This is a genomic window from Stenotrophomonas sp. 112478_Sma, from assembly GCF_056479905.1.
In genome coordinates, this window is the sequence record NZ_CM151072.1 from 1253278 (window position 1) to 1272062 (window position 18785).

Annotated in this window: 14 protein-coding genes; 4 read left to right on the plus strand and 10 right to left on the minus strand. The window is 66.8% G+C overall.

Annotation, left to right across the window (positions count from 1 at the left end):
- The first annotated feature begins 1 nt into the window (after window position 1).
- Window positions 2-367, plus strand: a complete 366-nt coding sequence (locus tag ACZK08_RS05860) for a PadR family transcriptional regulator (protein WP_053519902.1) — start codon at window positions 2-4, stop codon at window positions 365-367.
- On the plus strand, window positions 364-1353 hold the full coding sequence (locus tag ACZK08_RS05865; RefSeq protein WP_053519901.1) for a sensor domain-containing protein: 990 nt from the start codon (window positions 364-366) through the stop codon (window positions 1351-1353). The genes ACZK08_RS05860 and ACZK08_RS05865 overlap by 4 nt, the downstream gene beginning before the upstream one ends.
- 111 nt (window positions 1354-1464) lie before the next feature.
- Here ACZK08_RS05865 and ACZK08_RS05870 read toward each other — a convergent pair whose 3' ends face one another.
- Window positions 1465-2769, minus strand: coding sequence for a polyhydroxyalkanoate depolymerase (locus tag ACZK08_RS05870; RefSeq protein WP_053519900.1), 1305 nt, complete (start codon window positions 2767-2769; stop codon window positions 1465-1467).
- A 93-nt stretch (window positions 2770-2862) separates the two neighbouring features.
- Window positions 2863-3453, minus strand: a complete 591-nt coding sequence (locus tag ACZK08_RS05875; RefSeq protein ID WP_065181170.1) for a class I SAM-dependent DNA methyltransferase — start codon at window positions 3451-3453, stop codon at window positions 2863-2865.
- 144 nt (window positions 3454-3597) lie between these two features.
- On the opposite strand from ACZK08_RS05875, the gene ACZK08_RS05880 reads away from it, so the two are divergent.
- Both ACZK08_RS05880 and ACZK08_RS05885 read left to right on the plus strand, forming a co-directional pair.
- A complete protein-coding gene (locus ACZK08_RS05880; protein WP_065181382.1) occupies window positions 3598-4053 on the plus strand; it encodes a CopD family protein in 456 nt (151 codons plus the stop codon).
- Window positions 4054-4284: 231 nt separating this feature from the next.
- On the plus strand, window positions 4285-6681 hold the full coding sequence (locus ACZK08_RS05885; protein ID WP_065181171.1) for an autotransporter family protein: 2397 nt from the start codon (window positions 4285-4287) through the stop codon (window positions 6679-6681).
- Window positions 6682-6802: 121 nt separating this feature from the next.
- Here the strand turns inward: ACZK08_RS05885 and ACZK08_RS05890 are convergent, their stop codons facing one another.
- From ACZK08_RS05890 to bamA, 8 genes are all read right to left on the minus strand, one after another.
- Window positions 6803-7762 carry an acetyl-CoA carboxylase carboxyltransferase subunit alpha gene (locus ACZK08_RS05890; protein WP_053519898.1) on the minus strand — a complete coding sequence of 320 codons (960 nt, stop codon included), beginning with the start codon at window positions 7760-7762 and terminating at the stop codon, window positions 6803-6805.
- 150 nt (window positions 7763-7912) lie between these two features.
- A complete protein-coding gene (gene dnaE, locus ACZK08_RS05895) occupies window positions 7913-11503 on the minus strand; it encodes a DNA polymerase III subunit alpha (protein ID WP_065181172.1) in 3591 nt (1196 codons plus the stop codon).
- Window positions 11504-11721: 218 nt separating this feature from the next.
- Complete coding sequence (locus tag ACZK08_RS05900) at window positions 11722-12381, minus strand: ribonuclease HII (protein WP_065181173.1); 660 nt, start codon at window positions 12379-12381, stop codon at window positions 11722-11724.
- Window positions 12378-13637: a lipid-A-disaccharide synthase gene (gene lpxB / locus ACZK08_RS05905; protein WP_053519895.1), complete on the minus strand. Its 1260-nt coding sequence runs from the start codon at window positions 13635-13637 to the stop codon at window positions 12378-12380. The genes ACZK08_RS05900 and lpxB overlap by 4 nt, the downstream gene beginning before the upstream one ends.
- Complete coding sequence (gene lpxA, locus ACZK08_RS05910; protein ID WP_053519894.1) at window positions 13634-14425, minus strand: acyl-ACP--UDP-N-acetylglucosamine O-acyltransferase; 792 nt, start codon at window positions 14423-14425, stop codon at window positions 13634-13636. Before lpxA ends, lpxB begins: the two co-directional genes overlap by 4 nt.
- An 18-nt stretch (window positions 14426-14443) precedes the next feature.
- Complete coding sequence (gene fabZ, locus ACZK08_RS05915; protein ID WP_053519893.1) at window positions 14444-14902, minus strand: 3-hydroxyacyl-ACP dehydratase FabZ; 459 nt, start codon at window positions 14900-14902, stop codon at window positions 14444-14446.
- Window positions 14899-15921 carry a UDP-3-O-(3-hydroxymyristoyl)glucosamine N-acyltransferase gene (gene lpxD, locus ACZK08_RS05920; RefSeq protein WP_065181174.1) on the minus strand — a complete coding sequence of 341 codons (1023 nt, stop codon included), beginning with the start codon at window positions 15919-15921 and terminating at the stop codon, window positions 14899-14901. The genes fabZ and lpxD overlap by 4 nt, the downstream gene beginning before the upstream one ends.
- 422 nt (window positions 15922-16343) lie before the next feature.
- Window positions 16344-18764 carry an outer membrane protein assembly factor BamA gene (gene bamA, locus ACZK08_RS05925; RefSeq protein WP_065181175.1) on the minus strand — a complete coding sequence of 807 codons (2421 nt, stop codon included), beginning with the start codon at window positions 18762-18764 and terminating at the stop codon, window positions 16344-16346.
- Window positions 18765-18785 lie beyond the last annotated feature (21 nt).

The window sequence follows — 18785 nt, forward strand, 5'->3', positions numbered from 1 at the left end:
CATGTCGGAAGACGACATCCACCTGAAGAAGTTCCAGAAGGAGCTCAGCGCCGGAACCGTGTCGCTGGCCCTGCTGGCGGTGCTGGCCCGTACCGGCGAGCCGCTGTACGGGTACCTCATCGCCAAGGAGCTGGAGCGCGTGGGCGAGGGCGTGCTGAGTGGCAAGCAGAGCGCGCTGTACCCGGTGCTGCGCAACCTGGAGAACGGCGGCCTGCTGGAGAGCCATGTCGAGCCCTCCAGCAGCGGGCCGCCCCGGCGCTACTACCGCATCAATGACCGTGGCCGCGAAGTGCTGGCGCAGTGGCGCCAGGCCTGGCAGGCCACCCGTGATTCCGTCGATTCCGTGTTGGAGGGGGTACCGCAATGAACGACCCGAGCCTGGCAGGCCGCGCCCTGCCGACCACCATCCCGCAGTACCTGGCGCAGCTGCGCGAGGCGCTGCAGGGCGCCGATCCGGCGATGGTGCAGGACGCGCTGTATGACGCCGAGGAATACCTGCGTTCCGAGCTGGCCGCCCAGCCCGGTCGCAGCGAGGCGGAGGTGATTGCCGATGTGGCCGGCAGCTACGGTGCGCCGGATGAAGTGGCGGAGATCTACCGCGAAACGGAAGTCACCGTGAACCGCGCATTGCGCACGCCGCGCGCCGACACCGCGCCGGTGCTGCGTGTGGCAGCCGAGGCCAGTGGTGTGGAACCGGCCGCGGCACCGCCGGTGCCGGTGCCGCGCTCGCTGCTGTCGCGCTTCTTTGGCGTGGTGGCCGATCCGCACACCTATGGCGCGCTGTTCTACATGCTGCTGTCGCTGGCCACCGGCATCTTCTTCTTCACCTGGGTGGTGACCGGCCTGTCGCTGTCGCTCGGCCTGCTGATCCTGATCATCGGCGTGCCGTTGACCGTGCTGTTCTTCGGTTCGGTGCGCGGGCTGGCACTGCTGGAGGGGCGCCTGGTCGAGGCGCTGCTGGGCGAGCGCATGCCGCGGCGGCCGCGCTACACCGACCGCAGCCGCAGTTGGCTGCAGCGTATCGGCGACATGTTCACGGACGGCCGCACCTGGCTGACCCTGTTGTACTTCGTGCTGATGCTGCCCTTGGGCATCGTCTACTTCACCATCGCGGTGACGCTGCTGTCGCTGTCGCTGGGACTGATCTGGGCGCCGGTGGCAGCGATCTTCAGCGGGGAAATCCCGGGCGTGTACGTTGATGGCGTGAACGTGCTGCCGATGGCTGCCTCGCCGCTGGTCGGGATCGTGGTCGCCGCGGCGGGTGCCCTGCTGCTGCTGCTGACGCTGCACCTGGCACGCGGCATCGGCAAGCTGCATGGCCTGATCGCCAAGAACCTGCTGGTGCGCCTGTAAGCGACGAGGGGTCGGATCCCTGTTCGCAGAACAGGGCCCTGACTCCGTTCGAGCGGGGTGCCGGGGTCAGAGCCCTTTCCGTTGGAAAGGGAACCGACCCCCGGCGCAGGGTCAGCCCGCCTTGCGGCGCAGCGGGGTGACGTTGCTCTTCTTCTTCGCTTTTGCCGCTGGCGCTTCTGCGTGCGCCGCGAAGAAGTCGCGTACCTTCGGGTACACCACCTCGCGCCAGCGGCGGCCGCTGAAGATGCCGTAATGGCCGGCGCCTTCGACGATGAAATGCTCGCGGCGCTCGGCCGGGATGCCCGTACACAGCGCCTGCGCAGCTTCGGTCTGGCCGAGGCCCGCGATATCGTCCAGTTCGCCTTCGATGCTCAGCAGCGCGGTATCGCGGATCGCCGAAGGGTCGACCTTTTCGCCGTTGACCACCCACTCTCCGCGCGGCAGCAGGAAGTCCTGGAAGACCACGCGGATGGTGTCCAGGTAGTACCTGGCAGGCATGTCCAGCACCGCGTTGTACTCATCATAGAAGCGGCGGTGCGCGTCGGCGTCTTCCAGATCACCCTTGACCAGGTCGGCGTAGAAGTCCCAGTGCGAGCTGAAATGGCGGCTGGGATTCATCGACAGGAAGCCGGCGTGCTGCAGGAAACCCGGGTACACGCGACGGCCTGCACCGGGGTAGCCGGCCGGCACGCTGTGGATGACGTTGTTCTCGAACCAGGACAGCGGGTTCTGGGTCGCCAGATTGTTCACCGCGGTGGGGCTGCAGCGTGCGTCGATCGGACCGCCCATCATCACCAGCGTGCGCGGGGTGGGCTCGCCACGGCTGGCCATCAGTGACACCGCGGCCAGCACCGGTACGGTCGGCTGGCACACGCTGACCACGTGCAGGCGCTCGACGCCAAGGTGGCGGATGAACTCCTGGATGTAGGCGATGTAGTCGTCCAGGCCGAAATCACCTTCGCTGGCCGCAACCATGCGCGCATCGACCCAGTCGGTGACGTAGACACGATGGTCGCGCAGCAGCGTGCGCACGGTATCGCGCAGCAGCGTGGCGTGATGGCCGGACAGCGGCGCCACCACCAGCACGAAGGGCTGGTTGAGCATGGTGTGCAGCTGGTCGGCTTCGTTGCTGTGACGCTTGAAGCGCAGCAGCTTGCAGAACGGCTTGCTCACTTCCTCGTGCACGACGATCGGCACGCGCTCGCCTTCGACCTCGATTTCGTTGATGCCCCACTCGGGCTTCTCGTAATCCTTGCCGATGCGATGGAACAGTTCGTTGACCGCCGCCAGGCGTTCGGCACCCGGCATCTGCGACCACCAGTGGCCGGGATTGGCGAAGAACTTGGCGTTGGCCTGGGCCTGGTGCACCCAGGGGGCGAGCAGGTTGCGGGTCAGTTCGTGCAGTTGATAGAGCATGACGACCGAATATGTATGGTCATATGTTGCCGCGCAGCATATCCCATCCGGGTGTCCCGCAGGTTAAGTTGGCTCAAAATAATGAATCCGGATTCACATCCGTTCCAGCGCGGCCGCATCGCCTGCCAGGGCGGGGCCGAGCCAGCAGTGCGACCCTGCCGGCTGCAGGCCGTGCCGGGCCAGCGTCCGGCGATACCAGCCTGCCGGGCGGGCCTGGAAGCCCTCGTGGTCGCCCTCGAACGCGTCCTCGGCTGCGAAGGTCTCCAGGAACGCGATGCCGCCGGTCAGCTCGGCCACGCCCGCCAGGCCGGCGCGCAGCTCGCGGTCGGGCACGTAATGCATCACGTCCGAGCAGACCAGCAGGTCCACCGGCGCGCACGGCCGCAGCCAGGCGAAGTCGCCGAAGCGGGCCAGATGCAGGTTGCGGGTCCGGCCATAGCGACGCACAGCGTACTCGCTGCTGTCGAAGCCCAGATACTCGACCTTCGGACGCAGTTTCCGCAGCGGCGCGCGCCAGGCCCCCTCGCCGCAGCCGATGTCCAGCACGCTGCGGATCGGCCGCTCCAGGTAGTACTCGGCACTGGCCACCGCCAATGCCACCTTGCGGGCGAGGCGGGCGCTGCCGCCGATGTCGGCCCGGCGGTACCAGCGCTGGAAGTAGGCGGCGTCGTAGGTCTTGTCCACGCAGAAGGAGGTTTCGTTGAAAACGGTGCCTATCGTACGGCGTTGCCGCTCGCCGTGCGTCGATCGGTCGCGCCGACCGCAGCCGGTACACCGGCTCGCCATGCGAGAATGGCCGCCACCTACGCCAGCCGCTGGAGCGAGCGCATGCAGAGCTACTACTGGGTCAAGACCTTCCACATCGTGTTCGTGGTGGCGTGGATGGCGACGGTGTTCTATCTGCCGCGCATCCTGGTGAACCTGGCCGAGGCGGCGGGACAATCCGCGGTGGTCGAGCGCCTGCAGCTGATGGGCCTGCGTCTGTACCGTTTCGGCCACTCGATGTTCGGCCTGGCCTTCGTCCTGGGACTGGTGTTGTGGTTGGGCTACCGGGTCATTCCGGACTTCCCGACGATGGTCGCGCCGGGCGGTGCCGGCTGGCTGCATGCCAAGCTCGGCCTGGTGGTGCTGCTGCTGGTCTACTTCGGCTGGACCGGCCGCCTGCTCAAGGGCGTCGCCAAGGGCCGGCCTCTGCCGTCCTCGCGCGCGCTGCGCTGGATCAACGAAATCCCGCTGCTGGCCTTCATTCCGATCGTCTGGCTGGTGCTGGCCAAACCCTTCTGAGCCGGCGCACATCGCGCACCTCCAGATGAATCGCCGCGTAACCTGACAAGCGGCGCGGCGCGCCTTGCAACAAATTGCATGGGCCCCGCCCGTGCGTCTCCAGATACTGCGCGCCTTCGACACAGCGGCTGCCTGCAGCAGTCCCGCCATCGCTCCACGTGGGCACAGGCTGGATTGCGAGGTACTGCACGCACGCTGTGCCGCCTACGTGCCCCCCTCTGGAGATCCGTCATGAAATACACCCATCGTTCCGCTGCACGCGGGCGTTCTCTTGCGTTGCGTCCGCTCTCGCAATGCCTGCTGCTGGCACTGGCCCTGCCGTTGGCCCAGCACGCTTCTGCCGGCAACCTCAACGGCGAGGACCACGAGGTGGTGCAGGGGGATCCGATCGAGGCATGGCAGGTGACCAATGGGTCCAACCTGACGGTGACCGACGCGTCCACTTACGGCATCAATGCGACCTACGGCTCCAACGTCGTGCTCACGCGTGCGGATGTGCTGGTCCGCAATGCCAATCAGAACATTCACGTGCAATCGGGTTCCAGCCTGATCGCGCGCAACAGCCGCATCGACCTGGGCATGACCCAGTTCAACATCTCGGTCGATTCGTCGGCACGCCTCTACAACACGCGGATCGATTCCATCGGTGGTGCCATCGCCTTGTTCCCGGAATTCCGCGGTGGACAGGGCGACGTGTACCTTCTGATGGACAACTCCCACCTGGATGTGGCGCACCGCGACAGCACGGGTTGGAACCATAACGTCGGTCTGGCGATGGGTGCCGGGCGGGCTGACATTGTCAACGGTTCGACGATCCGGGCCAGCCGCAACGGCGCAGTCATGTACTTCGAATATCGGGGTGCGAACAACCTGGTATTGAACGTCGACAATTCCACCCTGGAGTCGCAGACCGGCCCGGCGATCTGGGTCAATCCCGATGTCGACTGGGGCAGTCCCGATGCCGACGTCGACGGCGAATCCGCCGAGATCAACATCCGCAACGGTGCGCGCCTGATTGCCGGCGATGGCACGCTGCTGCTGGTCAAGCATGGCGAGGAGGGGCAGGTCGGCAACGTTGCCGTCCGCTTCAACGTGGAGAACGCGGCGCTGACCGGCGACATCATTGCCGATCGCGCCTCCTACACGGGCCAGCTGGATGTCTCGCTGCGCAACCGCGCCACGCTGATCGGCCGCATCGTCGATGCGAGCTCGGTGGCGGTGGGTGAGCAGAGCACCTGGCAGCTGACCGGCGACAGCAGTGTCGGCCGTCTGCAGCTGGATGCGGGCAGCATGGTCAAGCTGGGCGATGGTGCGGGCGGTTTCAATACGCTGTCCCTGGACGAGTTCGTTGGTAACGGCGGCACGCTGGTGTTCAACACGGTGCTTGGCGAGGACGACTCGCAGACCGACCGCCTGGTGATCGCCGGTGATGCGACCGGGCAGGCCAATGTGCGCGTGCTCAATGCCGGCGGCCAGGGCGCGCAGACCGACAAGGGCATCGAGCTGATCGAGATCAACGGCGCGTCCGACGCCCAGTTCGACCTGGTCGGCCGTGCGGTCGGCGGGCAGTACGAGTACTTCCTGTTCAAGGATGAGGCCGACGGCAACTGGTACCTGCGTTCGGAACTGCCGGTGACGCCGCCGGATCCCTGTGACCTGGATCCGTCGCTGCCCGACTGTGACCCGACCGGTCCGATCAATCCGGATCCGAAGCCGGTGCTGCGCCCGGAGACCGGCGCGTACCTGGCCAACCAGTACGCCGCAGGGCAGTTGTTCCGCCTGCAGCGCAGTGATCGCGACGGCAATGCGGCCGTTGCCGAGGGTGTGCACGGCTGGGCACGCGTGGACAGCCAGCAGGCGCGCCTGGGGGCCATGCAGGAGCAGCTGGACCTGCGCACGCAGCGCCATGTGGTGCAGGTGGGCGCAGACGTGGGGCTGTTCGATGAAGGGCGTGGCCGCCTGGGCGTGATGCTCGGTAGTGGGCGTGCCGACAGCACCAGCACCTCGGCGCTGACCGGCTTTGCGGCACGCGGCAAGGTCGCCGGCGTGGCCGCAGGGGTGTACGGCAGCTGGAACACTGGTCGTGCCTATGTGGACAGCTGGGTGCAGCACGGCCGCTTCAACAACCGGGTGGAAGGCGATGGCCTGGCTGCCGAGCGCTACGACAGCGACCTGTGGCAGGGTTCGCTGGAGGCGGGTTACCGCTTCGGCGTCGGCACGCTGGGCGACAGCAGGGTCAGCCTGCAGCCGGAGCTGCAGCTGGTCTACACCAACGTCAGCACGGATCGACATACCGAGCAGAACGGCACCGTGGTGCGTGGTCTGGGCGAAAGTGGCCTGTCCGGCCGCCTCGGCCTGCGCCTGGAAGCGGAATCGACCGGCACGCATGGCGCCGTGGTGACCCCGTACCTGACCGCCAACTGGTATCGCGACGCCCGCACGGGTGGCATGGCGTTCGATGACGTGGCCATGGACAGCGACGCGCCGCGCAACCGCTACGCGCTGGGTGCAGGCGCGCGGGTGGAATTCGCCAAGGGCTGGACGGGCTGGGGCGGTCTGGACGTGAGCCGCGGTGACTCCGGCTACCGCGAAGTCAGCGCCACGCTGGGCATGTCCTACAACTGGTAAGCAGATCGGCGTACGGCGGGTCCGTACGCACAGGAACAGGGACGTATCGCCACACGGATGTGGCACCTCTGGAGCCGGGCATTGCCCGGCTTCAGGCGTTACCGTGCAGCCCAAGCAGCGATTACGCGGCCTCGTAGGTGCCGTAGCTGCGCAGGCGCTTGTAGCGCTGTTCCAGCAGTTCCCCGGTGGACAGCTTGTCCAGCGCGTCCAGCTCGTTCAGCAGCACGGCCTTCAGGCGCCGGGCCATCTGGGTCGGGTTGCGGTGGGCGCCGCCGGTCGGCTCGCGCACGACCTTGTCGACCAGGCCCAGGCTCTTCAGGCGCGGGGCGGTCAGGCCCAGCTGTTCGGCCGCGTCCTTGGCCTTGCCGGCATCCTTCCACAGGATCGAGGCGCAGCCTTCCGGGGTAATGGTCGAATACACCGCGTACTCCAGCATCACGGTGCGGTCGCCCACGCCCAGTGCCAGCGCACCGCCTGAGCCGCCTTCGCCGATCACGGTGCAGATCACCGGCACCTTCAGTTCGGCCATTTCCATCAGGTTGCGCGCGATCGCTTCGGACTGGCCGCGCGATTCGGCGTCGATGCCCGGCCAAGCGCCGGCGGTGTCGATCAGGGTCAGCACCGGCAGGCCGAAACGCTCGGCCATCTTCATCAGGCGCAGCGCCTTGCGGTAGCCCTCGGGCTTGGGCATGCCGAAGTTGCGCTTGATCTTCTCCTTGGTGTCGCGGCCCTTCTGGTGGCCGATGACCATCACCGCGCGGCCATTGATGCGGGCCAGGCCGCCCATGATGGCCTTGTCGTCGGCAAAGGCGCGATCACCGGCCAGTTCCTGGAACTCATCGAAGATGATGCGGATGTAATCGGCGGTGTAGGGCCGCGACGGGTGGCGGGCCAGCTGCAGCACCTGCCAGGAGGTCAGGTTGCGGAAGATCTGTGCGGTACGCATGCGCAGCTTGTCCTGCAGCGCGTGCACTTCGGCCTCGACATTGACCGCCGGACCGGCACTGGCGTTGCGCAGCTCCTGGATCTTCGCTTCCAGGTCGGCGATGGGTTGCTCGAAGTCGAGGTAGTTCGGATTCATCGGAAGCCGTCGTGTAAAGAAGGAGGAAAGTGTAGCCGAACCCGGTGAAATTCCCCGTACGCCCCTGTCTGGAGCGTACGGAGGGGCTGGCCGGCAGGCAGCGCGCTGCCTTGGCCGCGCCGGCTGGACGCGGGACCTGGCGGGGCGGGATCAGCTGGCCCAGGGCGGGCTGTAGCGCACCTTCAGGGTGCGCACGGCCGGGTCGGCGCGCAGCGCTTCCATCAGCTTCGAGTCGATGCGCACGGCGCTCTGTCCGGACACGTCGAGCATGCCGGCGATGCCACCGTGCGGGCCCTTCAGCAGCAGGTCCAGGCGCAGGGGCGTGCGGCCGGGGCGATGGCGGTCGAGCAGGGCATCGATGCGCTCCCACACCGGCCGCTGCTGGCGCAGGTCCAGCCGCAGCGACAGGCGCGTAGCGTAGTTGGCGCAGACCTCATCGAAATCCCAGCACTGGCGGATGCGCAGGGCGTAGCCACCGTTGAATTCGTCTTCACGCAGGCCGCCCTTGACCACCAGGATGCGGTCCTTGGTCATCAGGTGGCCGAACTCGGCCAGGGTGTCGGAGAACGCGCTGCACTCCACGCGTCCACGCCCGTCCTCGAGCTGGATGAAGATCTGGCTTTCGCCCTTGCGGCGAACGCCGACCACCTGGCCGGCCAGCACGGTCTGCACTTCCGGCCGCCACCGCTTCTCACCGCCACCACCACCGCCGCTGTTGGCGCTCCAGATCTTTTCCACCGCGCCCAGATCGTTGCCGACCAGATCGCGCACGTCGTCGCGCCACGGATCGAATGGATGGCCGCTGAGGTAGAAGCCCAGCGTGTCGCGCTCGCCGTTCAGGCGCTGCAGCAGGGGCCACTCTTCGGCCTCCGGCAGGTCCAGCTGGATCGTCGCCGCGCTCGGGTCCGGCCCACCGAACAGCGAGTTCTGCCCGGAGGCGCGCTCGCGTGCCATCTGCTCGGTGGCCTTGATCACTTCCGGCAGCTGCAGCATCAGCGAGGCGCGGTTGCGGCCCAGCTCATCCAGTGCGCCGCAGTTGATCATCGCTTCCAGGGTGCGCCGGTTGAGCTTGGCCGAGCCGACGCGGGTACAGAAATCGAGCAGGTCGGTGTAGTTTCCGCCCCGCAGCCGCTCGTCCACCACCGCTTCGCAGGCACCCTGGCCGACACCCTTGATCGCACCCAGGCCGTACTGGATGGTGTCCGGCGTGGCTGCCTCGAACATGAAGGCGGACTGGTTCACCTTCGGCGGCAGCACGGTCAGGCCGAGGTTGCGCACCTCGTCGAGGAAGCCGACCACCTTGTCGGTGTTGTCCATGTCCGAAGACAGCGTGGCCGCCATGAACTCGGCCGGGTAATGGCGCTTGAGCCACGCGGTCTGGTAACTGACCAGCGCGTAGGCAGCGGCGTGCGACTTGTTGAAGCCGTAGCCGGCGAACTTCTCCATCAGGTCGAAGATCTCGTCGGCCTTGGGGCCGTCGACCCCGCCCTTGGCCGCGCCCTCGCGGAAGATCTCGCGGTGCTTGGCCATTTCCGCCGGCACCTTCTTGCCCATCGCACGACGCAGCAGGTCGGCGCCGCCCAGCGAGTAGCCGCCGACGATCTGCGCCATCTGCATCACCTGCTCCTGGTACACCATGATGCCGTAGGTGTCCTTGAGGATGGCTTCGGTGCGCGGATCGGGATAGATGATCTCTTCCTGCCCGTGCTTGCGCGCGTTGAAGGACGGAATCAGGTCCATCGGGCCGGGGCGGTACAGCGACACCAGCGCGATCAGGTCTTCGAAACGGTCGGGGCGTGCGTCCTTCAGCAGGCGGCGCATGCCGGAGGATTCGAACTGGAAGACCGCACCGGTGTTGCCGTTGGCGAATATGTCCTTGTAGGTCGGCGCGTCGTCCAGCGGGATCGCCGCGATGTCCACCGGCGGAATGCCGGCGCGCGCGTGGCGCTTGTTGATCGCCTTCACTGCCCAGTCGATGATGGTCAGCGTGCGCAGGCCAAGGAAGTCGAACTTCACCAGGCCCACTTCTTCGACGTCGTTCTTGTCGAACTGGGTGACCGGGTTCTTGCCGATGCCGTTCTCGTCGTGTTCGGCGTACAGCGGGCAGAACTCGCTCAGCGGCTCGGGGCCGATCACCACGCCACCGGCGTGCTTGCCGGCGTTGCGGGTGAGGTCTTCAAGCTGCAGCGCCAGATCGATCAGGTCACGGACATCGTCTTCGGTCTCGTAACGCTGGATCAGCTCGGCCGATGCCATCTCCGAGCCCGGGCCTTCCTTGCCCTTGCCGAGCGCATCCTTCAGGTGGATGCCGAGGATGTTCGGGATCAGCTTGGAGACACCGTCAACCAGGCCATAGGGGAAACCGAGCACACGGCCGGAATCGCGCACCACGGCCTTGGCGGCCATGGTGCCGTAGGTGATGATCTGGCTGACGCGTTCGCGCCCGTATTTGCGCGCGACGTAGTCGATCACTTCGTCGCGGCGGTCCATGCAGAAATCGATGTCGAAGTCGGGCATCGACACGCGTTCCGGATTCAGGAAGCGCTCGAACAGCAGGTTGTAGGGCAGCGGATCCAGGTCGGTGATCTTCAGCGCCCACGCCACCAGCGAACCGGCACCGGAACCACGGCCCGGGCCGATCGGGATGCCCTGGTTCTTGCCCCACTGGATGAAGTCGGCCACGATCAGGAAGTAGCCGGGGAAACCCATCTTGATGATGGTATCGAGCTCGAATTCGAGGCGCTCGAAGTACTCCTCGCGGGTCTTGCCCGGCGCCAGCGGATTCTTCTGCAGGCGTTCTTCCAGGCCGTCGCGCGACATCTTCTGGATCCAGGTATCCAGGGTCTCGTCGTCCGGCACCGGGTAGTTGGGCAGGAAGTAGGTGCCCAGCCGCATCTCGATGTTGCAGCGCTCGGCCAGCGCCAGCGTGTTGTCGATCGCATCGGGGATGTCGGCGAACAGCGCGCACATCTCCTCGGCCGACTTCAGGTACTGCTGGTCACTGTACTCGCGCGGCCGCTTGGGATCGTCCAGCACGCGGCCGGTCGAGATGCACACACGTGCCTCATGCGCGCTGAAGTCCGACGGTGCAAGGAAGCGCACATCGTTGCTGGCCACCACCGGCAGGCCGCGCTGGCCGGCGGCCATCAGCGCGAAGCGGTTGAAGGCCTCCTCGCCGTCGCGGCCGGTGCGGGTCAGCTCCAGGTGCAGGCCATCGCCGAACACCCGCTGCCAGTCGGCCAGATGCTGCTCGGCAAGGTCGTGCTTGCCGTCCAGCGCCAGGCGCCCGGCCAGGCTCTCGCGCCCGGCCAGCGCGAACAGGTTGGCGTTGCCCGCCTTCAACCAGTCCGGATGCACGGCGACGCCGCCCTCCGGACGATGGCCCTCCATCCAGGCACGGGTCAGCAGCCGTGACAGGCTCAGGTAGCCTTCGCGGTCGCGGCACAGCAGGGTCATCCGCCACGGGTCCTGGCCCTCCTCGGCGATCATCACGTCGGCGCCGGCGATCGGCTTGATGCCCACGCCTTCGGCTGCCTTGTAGAACTTGATCAGGGCGAACAGATTGTTGAGGTCGGTCACCGCCAGCGCGGGCAGGCCCAGCTCGACCGAGCGTGACAGCAGGTTGGCCTGCTTTGCCTTCTTCGGGTCGGCCTGGTCCGGCTTGGCCGGCACACGGATGGTCGAGTCCGCCAGCGAGAACTCGGTGTGGACGTGGAGATGTACGAAACGGGAGTTGGACATGCCGGACCAGGTTGGAGCGCGGGGGCCCCGGGTGCCGACGGGAGTTCGTCGCCGGGGTCGGGAAGCGCTGGAATGCCCGGTCAGGGTAGCGAGGGCAGGGGGAGGCGACAAGCTCTTGACGGCACGTCGATTGCGCGAACATGCCGCCGGGCATGGCCCGGCGCTACCACGGCACTGTGAGCGCACGGTGCCGCCGGGCCATGCCCGGCGGCGGTTGTTCAGGCGATGGCCGCGGCCGCCGGGTTTTCCAGGCATTCACGCACCGGGGCGAAACTGCGCCGGTGCTCGCCACAGGGGCCGTGTTCACGCAGTGCCGCCAGGTGGGCCGGAGTGCCGTAGCCCTTGTGCTGGTCGAAACCGTAGTGCGGATGCTGTACGTGCAGGTCCTGCATGTACCGGTCGCGCGACACCTTGGCCAGGATCGACGCCGCCATGATCGCGCGGTCGATGCCATCGCCACCAACCAGCGCCTGCGCCGGCAGTACCAGCCCCTTCGGAACCACGTTGCCGTCGATGCGGGCGAAGCCGGCCACGTGGGCCACGGCCGCCACCACGTCGCGCATGCCCTGCAGGGTGGCCTGGTAGATGTTCAGGCGGTCGATCGCTGCCACGTCCACCAGCACCACATGCCAGGCCAGGGCGCGATCGATGATTCGATCGTACAGCTGCTCGCGGCGCGCGGCGGTGAGCTGCTTGGAGTCATCCAGGCCGTTGATGCGCGGGCGGGCAGGATCGAATACCACCGCCGCGACGGCGACCGGCCCGGCCAGCGGGCCACGGCCGGCCTCATCGACACCGGCGACCAGGCGGTCCGGTTCAACCCGCAGTGAACCGTCGAACAGGGCCAGGCTGGCTGCGGCGGCGTGGCGGCGGCTCATGCCTTGTCCAGCTCGCGTACGAGCAGCTCGCCGACAGCGTCGGCGGCGCGTGCCGAGGCATTGCGGCGCAGGCGTTCATGCAGGCGCGAATAGGTTCCCTGCAGGTCGGCGGCCCGTTGCGGATGGTCGAACCACTGCTGGATGGCGGCGGCCAGCTTGTCCGGCGTGCAGTCGTGCTGCATCAGCTCCGGTGCCAGGTCCTGGCCGGCCAGGATGTTGGGCAGGGCGAAGCGGTCGACCTTGATCAGGCCCAGCGCCTTGACCAGGCGGTAGGTCAGTTCGTTGACGCGATAGCCGACCACCATCGGCCGCTTCACCAGCATGGCTTCCAGGGTCGCGGTACCGGAGGCGAGCACCACCACGTCGGCGGCGATCATGGCGTCGCGGGCCTGGCCATCAAGCACATGCGAGTAGGCGACCGGCAGCGCCGAACGCGACAGCTGTTCCTCGATCAGGCGACGGCAGGCGGCATTGGCGGCAGGCACCACGACGTGCAGCCCCGGAATCCGTTCGGAAACCTGCCACGCGGCCTCGAAGAACGGCTCGCCCAGGCGCGAGATCTCGCCCAGGCGGCTGCCCGGCAGCACCGCCAGCACCTTGGCCGTGGCCGGCAGGCCCAGCGCGGCACGGGCTTCGTCGCGGTTGCCCTGCAGCGGAATGTCATCGGCCATCGGATGACCGACAAAGCGCGCGTCGATTCCGTGCCGGGCGTAGATGGGGGGTTCCATCGGGAACAGGCACAGCACGAGGTCGGCACTGTTGCCGATCTTCTCGGCGCGTTTCTCGCGCCACGCCCAGACCGAAGGGCTGACGTAATGCACGGTGCGCACGCCACGCTGCTTCAGCCAGCGCTCGATGCCCAGGTTGAAGTCCGGCGCATCGATGCCGATGAACACGTCCGGCTGCCACTCGAGCGCGCGCTGGCGGAAGGCCGAGCGCAGCTTCAGCAGGCGCGGCAGGTGGCGCAGGACTTCGGTCAGCCCCATCACCGCCAGTTCGCTGGCGTCGTGCCAGGTCTGGCAACCGGCATTGCGCATGGCATCGCCGCCGATGCCGGCGAACTCGGCGTTCGGGAAGCGGGCCTTCAACTCGCGCACCAGGCCGGCACCGAGCAGGTCGCCGGAGGCCTCACCGGCCACCAGTGCGATCCGCAGCGGCCGCTCGCTGAGCACCCGCTGTGCAGGCACGCTGCCGGCCAGGGAGGCCAGCGGAATGACAGCGGCGCCGGCCGGCGCCTGGCCGGACGTGCTGCTCATCGCAGCAGGGGCCTCTCTGCGTGTTCGATGAACTCCAGCATGGACTTCACGTCCTCGCTGTCGCGCGCCTGTTCAACCAGCTGCTGCTTGGCTTCGGCCAGCGGCAGGCCGGCCACGTACAGGGTCCGGTAGGCACGCTTGATGGCGGAGATGCGTTCGGCATCGAAACCGCGGCGCTTCAGGCCTTCACTGTTGATGCCGCGCGGGCGGCCCAGCGAATCGGAACCCACCATGGTGAACGGCGGAACATCGCCGTTGGTCAGCGCACCCATGCCGAGGAAGGCGTGGGCGCCGATGCGGCAGAACTGGTGGGCACCGGCGAAGCCGCTGATGATCACGTAGTCGCCGACAGTAACGTGGCCGGCCAGCGTGGTGTTGTTGGAGAACACGCAGGCGTTGCCGACGTGGCAGTCGTGCGCCACATGCGTATAGGCCAGCATCCAGTTGTCGTCACCGATCGTGGTGATGCCACCGCCGCCGCCGGTACCGCGGTTGACGGTGACGAACTCGCGGAACACGTTGCGGTCGCCGATCACCAGTTCGGTGCGTTCACCGGCGAACTTCTTGTCCTGCGGCTCGCCGCCGATGGCTGCGTGGCCGATGAAGCGGTTGTCGCGGCCGATCCGGGTCGGTCCGAGAATGCTGCAGTGTGGGCCGACGACCGTGCCTGCGCCGATGTCCACATCGGCACCGATCAGGGTGAAGGCACCGACCTGCACATCGTCGGCCAGCCGGGCGGACGGGTCGATGACGGCGGTGGGGTGGATCCGTGGGGCGTTGTCAGTCATTCCTGGCTCCGTTATGGCTCAGCCCTTGGCACCGGCGCACATGACCTCGGCAGAGGCCACCACTTCGCCGTTGACCTTGGCTTCGCCGTAGTACCAGCCCATGTTGCGGATCAGCCGCTTCATCTGCACGTCCAGCAGCAGCACATCGCCCGGCACCACCTGCTTGTTGAAGCGGGCGTTCTCCACCTTGACCATGTAGAACAGCTTGGACTGCGCATCGCGGCCGAGCGAGAGCTGGGTCATCACACCGCCGGCCTGCGCCAGTGCCTCGATGATCAGCACGCCGGGCATGATCGGGCGGCCCGGGAAATGGCCCTGGAAGAACGGCTCGTTGATGCTCACGTTCTTCTGGGCAAGGATGCGCTTGGCGTCCACATCCAGCTCGAGGACCTTGTCCACCAGCAGGAACGGGTAGCGGTGCGGGATCAGCTCCTGGATCTGGAGGACATCGATCGGAAGCTGCAGCGTGTCGTTCATTCTTTCTCCTTGCTCACAGCCAGGATGCGCCGGGCCAGCGTATCGAGCTGCTTGAAGCGCGCGGCGTTCTTGCGCCACGTGCGGTTGTCGGTCAACGGGGTGCCGGACGAATACTCGCCCGGCTCATGGATGGAGTTGCGCACCACCGATTTGCCGGTGATCACGACCTTGTCGCAGATCTCCAGGTGGCCGACCACGCCTACGTGGCCGCCGAGCAGGCAGTAACGTCCGATCTTGGCGCTGCCGGCAATGCCGGTGCAGCCAGCGATGGCCGAGTGCGCGCCGATCTGCACGTTGTGTGCGATCTGCACCAGGTTGTCCAGGCGCACGTCTTCGTCCAGCACGGTGTCTTCCAGCGCGCCGCGGTCCACACAGGTGTTGGCGCCGATTTCGCAGTCGTCGCCGATGCGCACGCCGCCAAGCTGCGGCACCTTGATCCACCTGCCCGCGTCCATCGCCAGGCCGAAGCCATCGGCGCCGAGCACGGCGCCGGGGTGGAGGCGCACCCGCTTGCCCAGCCGGACGCGGGTGACCAGGGTGACCCGGGCGATCAGTTCGCAGCCGTTGTCCAGGCTGCAATCCTCGCCGATCACGCTGCCGGTGCCGATGATGCAGTTCTCGCCGACCACGCTGCGGGCGCCGATGGACACGAACGGACCGATATGGGCGCTGGCTGCGACCTGGGCGGTGGGATCGATGACGGCGCTGGGATGGATGCCCGGCGGGCGCGTCGGTGCGATGTCGAACAGCGCGGCGATCTTGGCGAAGGTGGTGTACGGGTCCTTGGCCACGAGCGCGGCGCCGGGAGCCGCCTCGGCATCGTCGGCACGCAGCACCACCAGCGAGGCCTGGCTGTCGGCCAGCTGGGTGCGGTAGCGCGGATTGGCGAGGAAGGTCAGCTGGCCAGGGCCGGCATGGGCGAGGGTGGCCACGCCATGGATGGCGGTGGCGGGGTCGCCATGGACCTGCAGGCCGAACTGCTCGGCGAGTTGCTGGGCGGTGTAGGAGGGAGTATTCACGGCGGGAGTTTAACGTGTGACGCCATTGCGGTCATGCGGGGGGCAGTTGTGCAGCCAACGGCGGGGCCCCTCGCGGCCGGCAGAGCCAGGCTCATGGGCTGGGTCGGACGGGTCGGGGCTGCGGGGGACGGCGCAAGTACGTCCCTGTAGCCTTGATCGCCGCATCCATGCGGCTCACACCCCCGCAGCCCCGACCCGCCCGACCTCTGACAGCGTGGCGCGAGTGCCAGCCGCGGAAAACAGAAAAGATCAAAAGCGGATCGTGCGCTTCAGCCATCCGGGTTAAACGAAAACGCCGGGCAGAGCCCGGCGCTTCGTACCCCATCTGGTGGAGAGCCCCCCTTCTGTTAAGGGGGGCGCGCCAGCGGCGCGGGGGATAGGAGGAATACGCGTGCAGTTCCGATGAGCCGCAGGGCGGTTCGTCAGAACTGCCCGCCGAAGGTGAATTGCAGGCGCTCGATCTTGTCGTCGTCTTCCTTCTTCAGCGGGAACGCATAGCTGATCGAGATCGGGCCGACCGGGGCGCGCCACAGCAGGGCCACACCGGTGGACACACGCAGTTCGTTGGCCTTGAAGTTGTCGGCGCCGTTGTAGACGTTGCCGAAGTCGACGAAGGCCGACACGCGGGCCGACGGGCTGTCGAACAGACGCGGGAAGTAGGCTTCGATCGAACCGACGGTCTTCAGCGAGCCACCCAGCGGCTGGCCCTCCGGATAGCCCATGGTGACTTCGCGCGGGCCCAGCGTGTTGTCCTCGAAGCCGCGCACCGAGTTGGTACCGCCGGCGTAGAAGTTCTCGTAGAACGGCAGGCCGCTGGCGGTGACCGTCTTCCTGTAATCCGGTGAGCCCGGGTTGCAGTTCACGGTCTGCACCGGGTTCGGGTTGGCCTCGGTCGGCGCGGTGTAGCAGAGATCACGCGAGGTGTCCTTGCCGTAGCTGTCGCCGTAGCCGATTTCCGCACGCGTGTTGATCACCAGCGACGGCATGATCGGCCAGTACTTGGAGATCTGGTAGTTCAGCTTGTAGTACTCGACGGTCGAACCCGGCAGCGTGGTCTCCAGGCCGATGCGCTGGTAGGTACCGCGGGTCGGCATGAAGTAGTCGTTGCGCGAGTCGCGTGCCCAGCCGAGCTCGGTGCGCCAGGCATGGAAGGTGCGGCGGCCGACGGCGTTGATGTAGTCGATGATCGATTGCGGCGTTGCGTTCTGGTACGTCGAGATCTGGTTGCTGTCGATGCCGAACATCAGCGAGACCGAGTCGGTTTCGGTCAGCGGCACGCCGAACACCACCTGCGCGGCACCGTTGGTGCTGTTGTACTGCGCGGTGTTGAAGTCGGAGTAGTCCAGTTCGCGCCAGGACAGGTTGTAGCCCAGCGACACGCCGTCATCGGTGAAGTACGGGTTGGTGTAGCTGAAGCCATAGCGCTGCAGGTAGCTGCTGCGCGAGGCTTCCACCGACACGCGGTTGCCGCCGCCGAGGAAGTTGTTCTGCGACAGCTGCACGGAGGTGGTCATGCCGTAGGACTGCGAGTAGCCCAGGCCGAACACGAAGCTGCCGGAGGTGGTTTCCTTGACGTTGTAGACGACGTCGACCTGGTCGTTGCTGCCGCTGACGGCCGGGGTTTCCACATCCACCGATTCGAAATAGCCCAGGCGCTGCAGGCGGATCTTGGAGCGGTCGATCGCGGCCTGCGAGTACCAGCTGTTCTCGAACTGGCGCATTTCGCGACGCATCACCTCGTCGGAGGTGCGGGTATTGCCGCGGAAGACGATGCGACGCACCGACACGCGTGGGCCCGGCACCACCTGCATGTTGATGGCAACGGTCTGGTCAGCACGGTTGGTGGTCGGGATCGGGTTCACCTTGGCGAACGCGTAGCCGATGTTGGACAGCGAGTTGGTGATCGTGTCCGAGCTGAATTCCAGCAGCGCCCGCGAGAAGGTGTCGCCGGACTTCTGGATCACCATGCGCTCCACGTCCTCCTGCGGGAGGATGGTGTCGCCGCTGACCTTGATCTCGGAGATCTTGTACTGCTCACCCTCGGTCACGCCGGCGGTGAGGAACATGTCGCGCTTGTCGGGGCTGATCGACACCTGGGTGGAGTCGATGCTGAAGTCGACGTAGCCACGGTCGAGGTACCACGAGTTCAGCTTTTCCAGGTCGCCGGACAGCTTTTCCTTGGAGTACTGGTCATCGCGGCGGTACCACGAGGCCCAGTTGTGCTCCTTGGATTCCCAGGTTTCCAGGATGTCCTTGCTGTCGTACTTCTCGGTGCCGACCAGGTTGACATGGCGGATCTTGGCCGCCTTGCCTTCCTTGATCGCGATGGCGATGTCCACACGGTTGCGGTCCAGCGGGCTCACCGTCGGGGTGATCTCGACGTTGTACTTGCCGCGGTCGTTGTACTGGCGGCGCAGTTCCTGGGTCACGCGGTCCAGGCTCAGGCGATCGAACGTGCCACCTTCGGTCAGGCCGATGTCGGACAGGCCCTTGAGCAGCTGGTCGGACTTGATGTCCTTGTTGCCGGTCACGGTCAGCTTGTTGATCGCCGGGCGTTCCTTGACCGTCACCACCAGGATGTTGCCCTGGCGGTCCAGCTGCACGTCCTCAAAGAAGCCGGTCTTGTACAGGGCGCGGATGGTTTCGCCGACCTTGCTGTCGGTGACCGTCTCGCCACGCTCCACCGGCAGGTAGGTGAATACCGTACCCGAGCTGATGCGCTGCAGGCCGTCGACGCGGATATCGCTGACAGTGAAGGGCTCGGCTGCCTGGGCCAGGGCGGGAGCGCCGGTGACGGCGGCGAGGGCGAGGGCCAGCAGGCGGCGATTGGGGAGTCGCGTCATGTCACGTCCGGTAGGAAGGTC

Coding starts and splice junctions, on each gene's coding strand:
- fabZ (WP_053519893.1), bottom strand. CDS start 14,902: ATGAACGACACGCTGCAGCTTCCGATCGATGTCCTCCAGATCCAGGAG.
- ACZK08_RS05880 (WP_065181382.1), top strand. CDS start 3,598: ATGCAGAGCTACTACTGGGTCAAGACCTTCCACATCGTGTTCGTGGTG.
- dnaE (WP_065181172.1), bottom strand. CDS start 11,503: ATGTCCAACTCCCGTTTCGTACATCTCCACGTCCACACCGAGTTCTCG.
- ACZK08_RS05865 (WP_053519901.1), top strand. CDS start 364: ATGAACGACCCGAGCCTGGCAGGCCGCGCCCTGCCGACCACCATCCCG.
- ACZK08_RS05885 (WP_065181171.1), top strand. CDS start 4,285: ATGAAATACACCCATCGTTCCGCTGCACGCGGGCGTTCTCTTGCGTTG.
- ACZK08_RS05870 (WP_053519900.1), bottom strand. CDS start 2,769: ATGCTCTATCAACTGCACGAACTGACCCGCAACCTGCTCGCCCCCTGG.
- ACZK08_RS05860 (WP_053519902.1), top strand. CDS start 2: ATGTCGGAAGACGACATCCACCTGAAGAAGTTCCAGAAGGAGCTCAGC.
- ACZK08_RS05900 (WP_065181173.1), bottom strand. CDS start 12,381: ATGAGCCGCCGCCACGCCGCCGCAGCCAGCCTGGCCCTGTTCGACGGT.
- lpxB (WP_053519895.1), bottom strand. CDS start 13,637: ATGAGCAGCACGTCCGGCCAGGCGCCGGCCGGCGCCGCTGTCATTCCG.
- lpxA (WP_053519894.1), bottom strand. CDS start 14,425: ATGACTGACAACGCCCCACGGATCCACCCCACCGCCGTCATCGACCCG.
- ACZK08_RS05890 (WP_053519898.1), bottom strand. CDS start 7,762: ATGAATCCGAACTACCTCGACTTCGAGCAACCCATCGCCGACCTGGAA.
- bamA (WP_065181175.1), bottom strand. CDS start 18,764: ATGACGCGACTCCCCAATCGCCGCCTGCTGGCCCTCGCCCTCGCCGCC.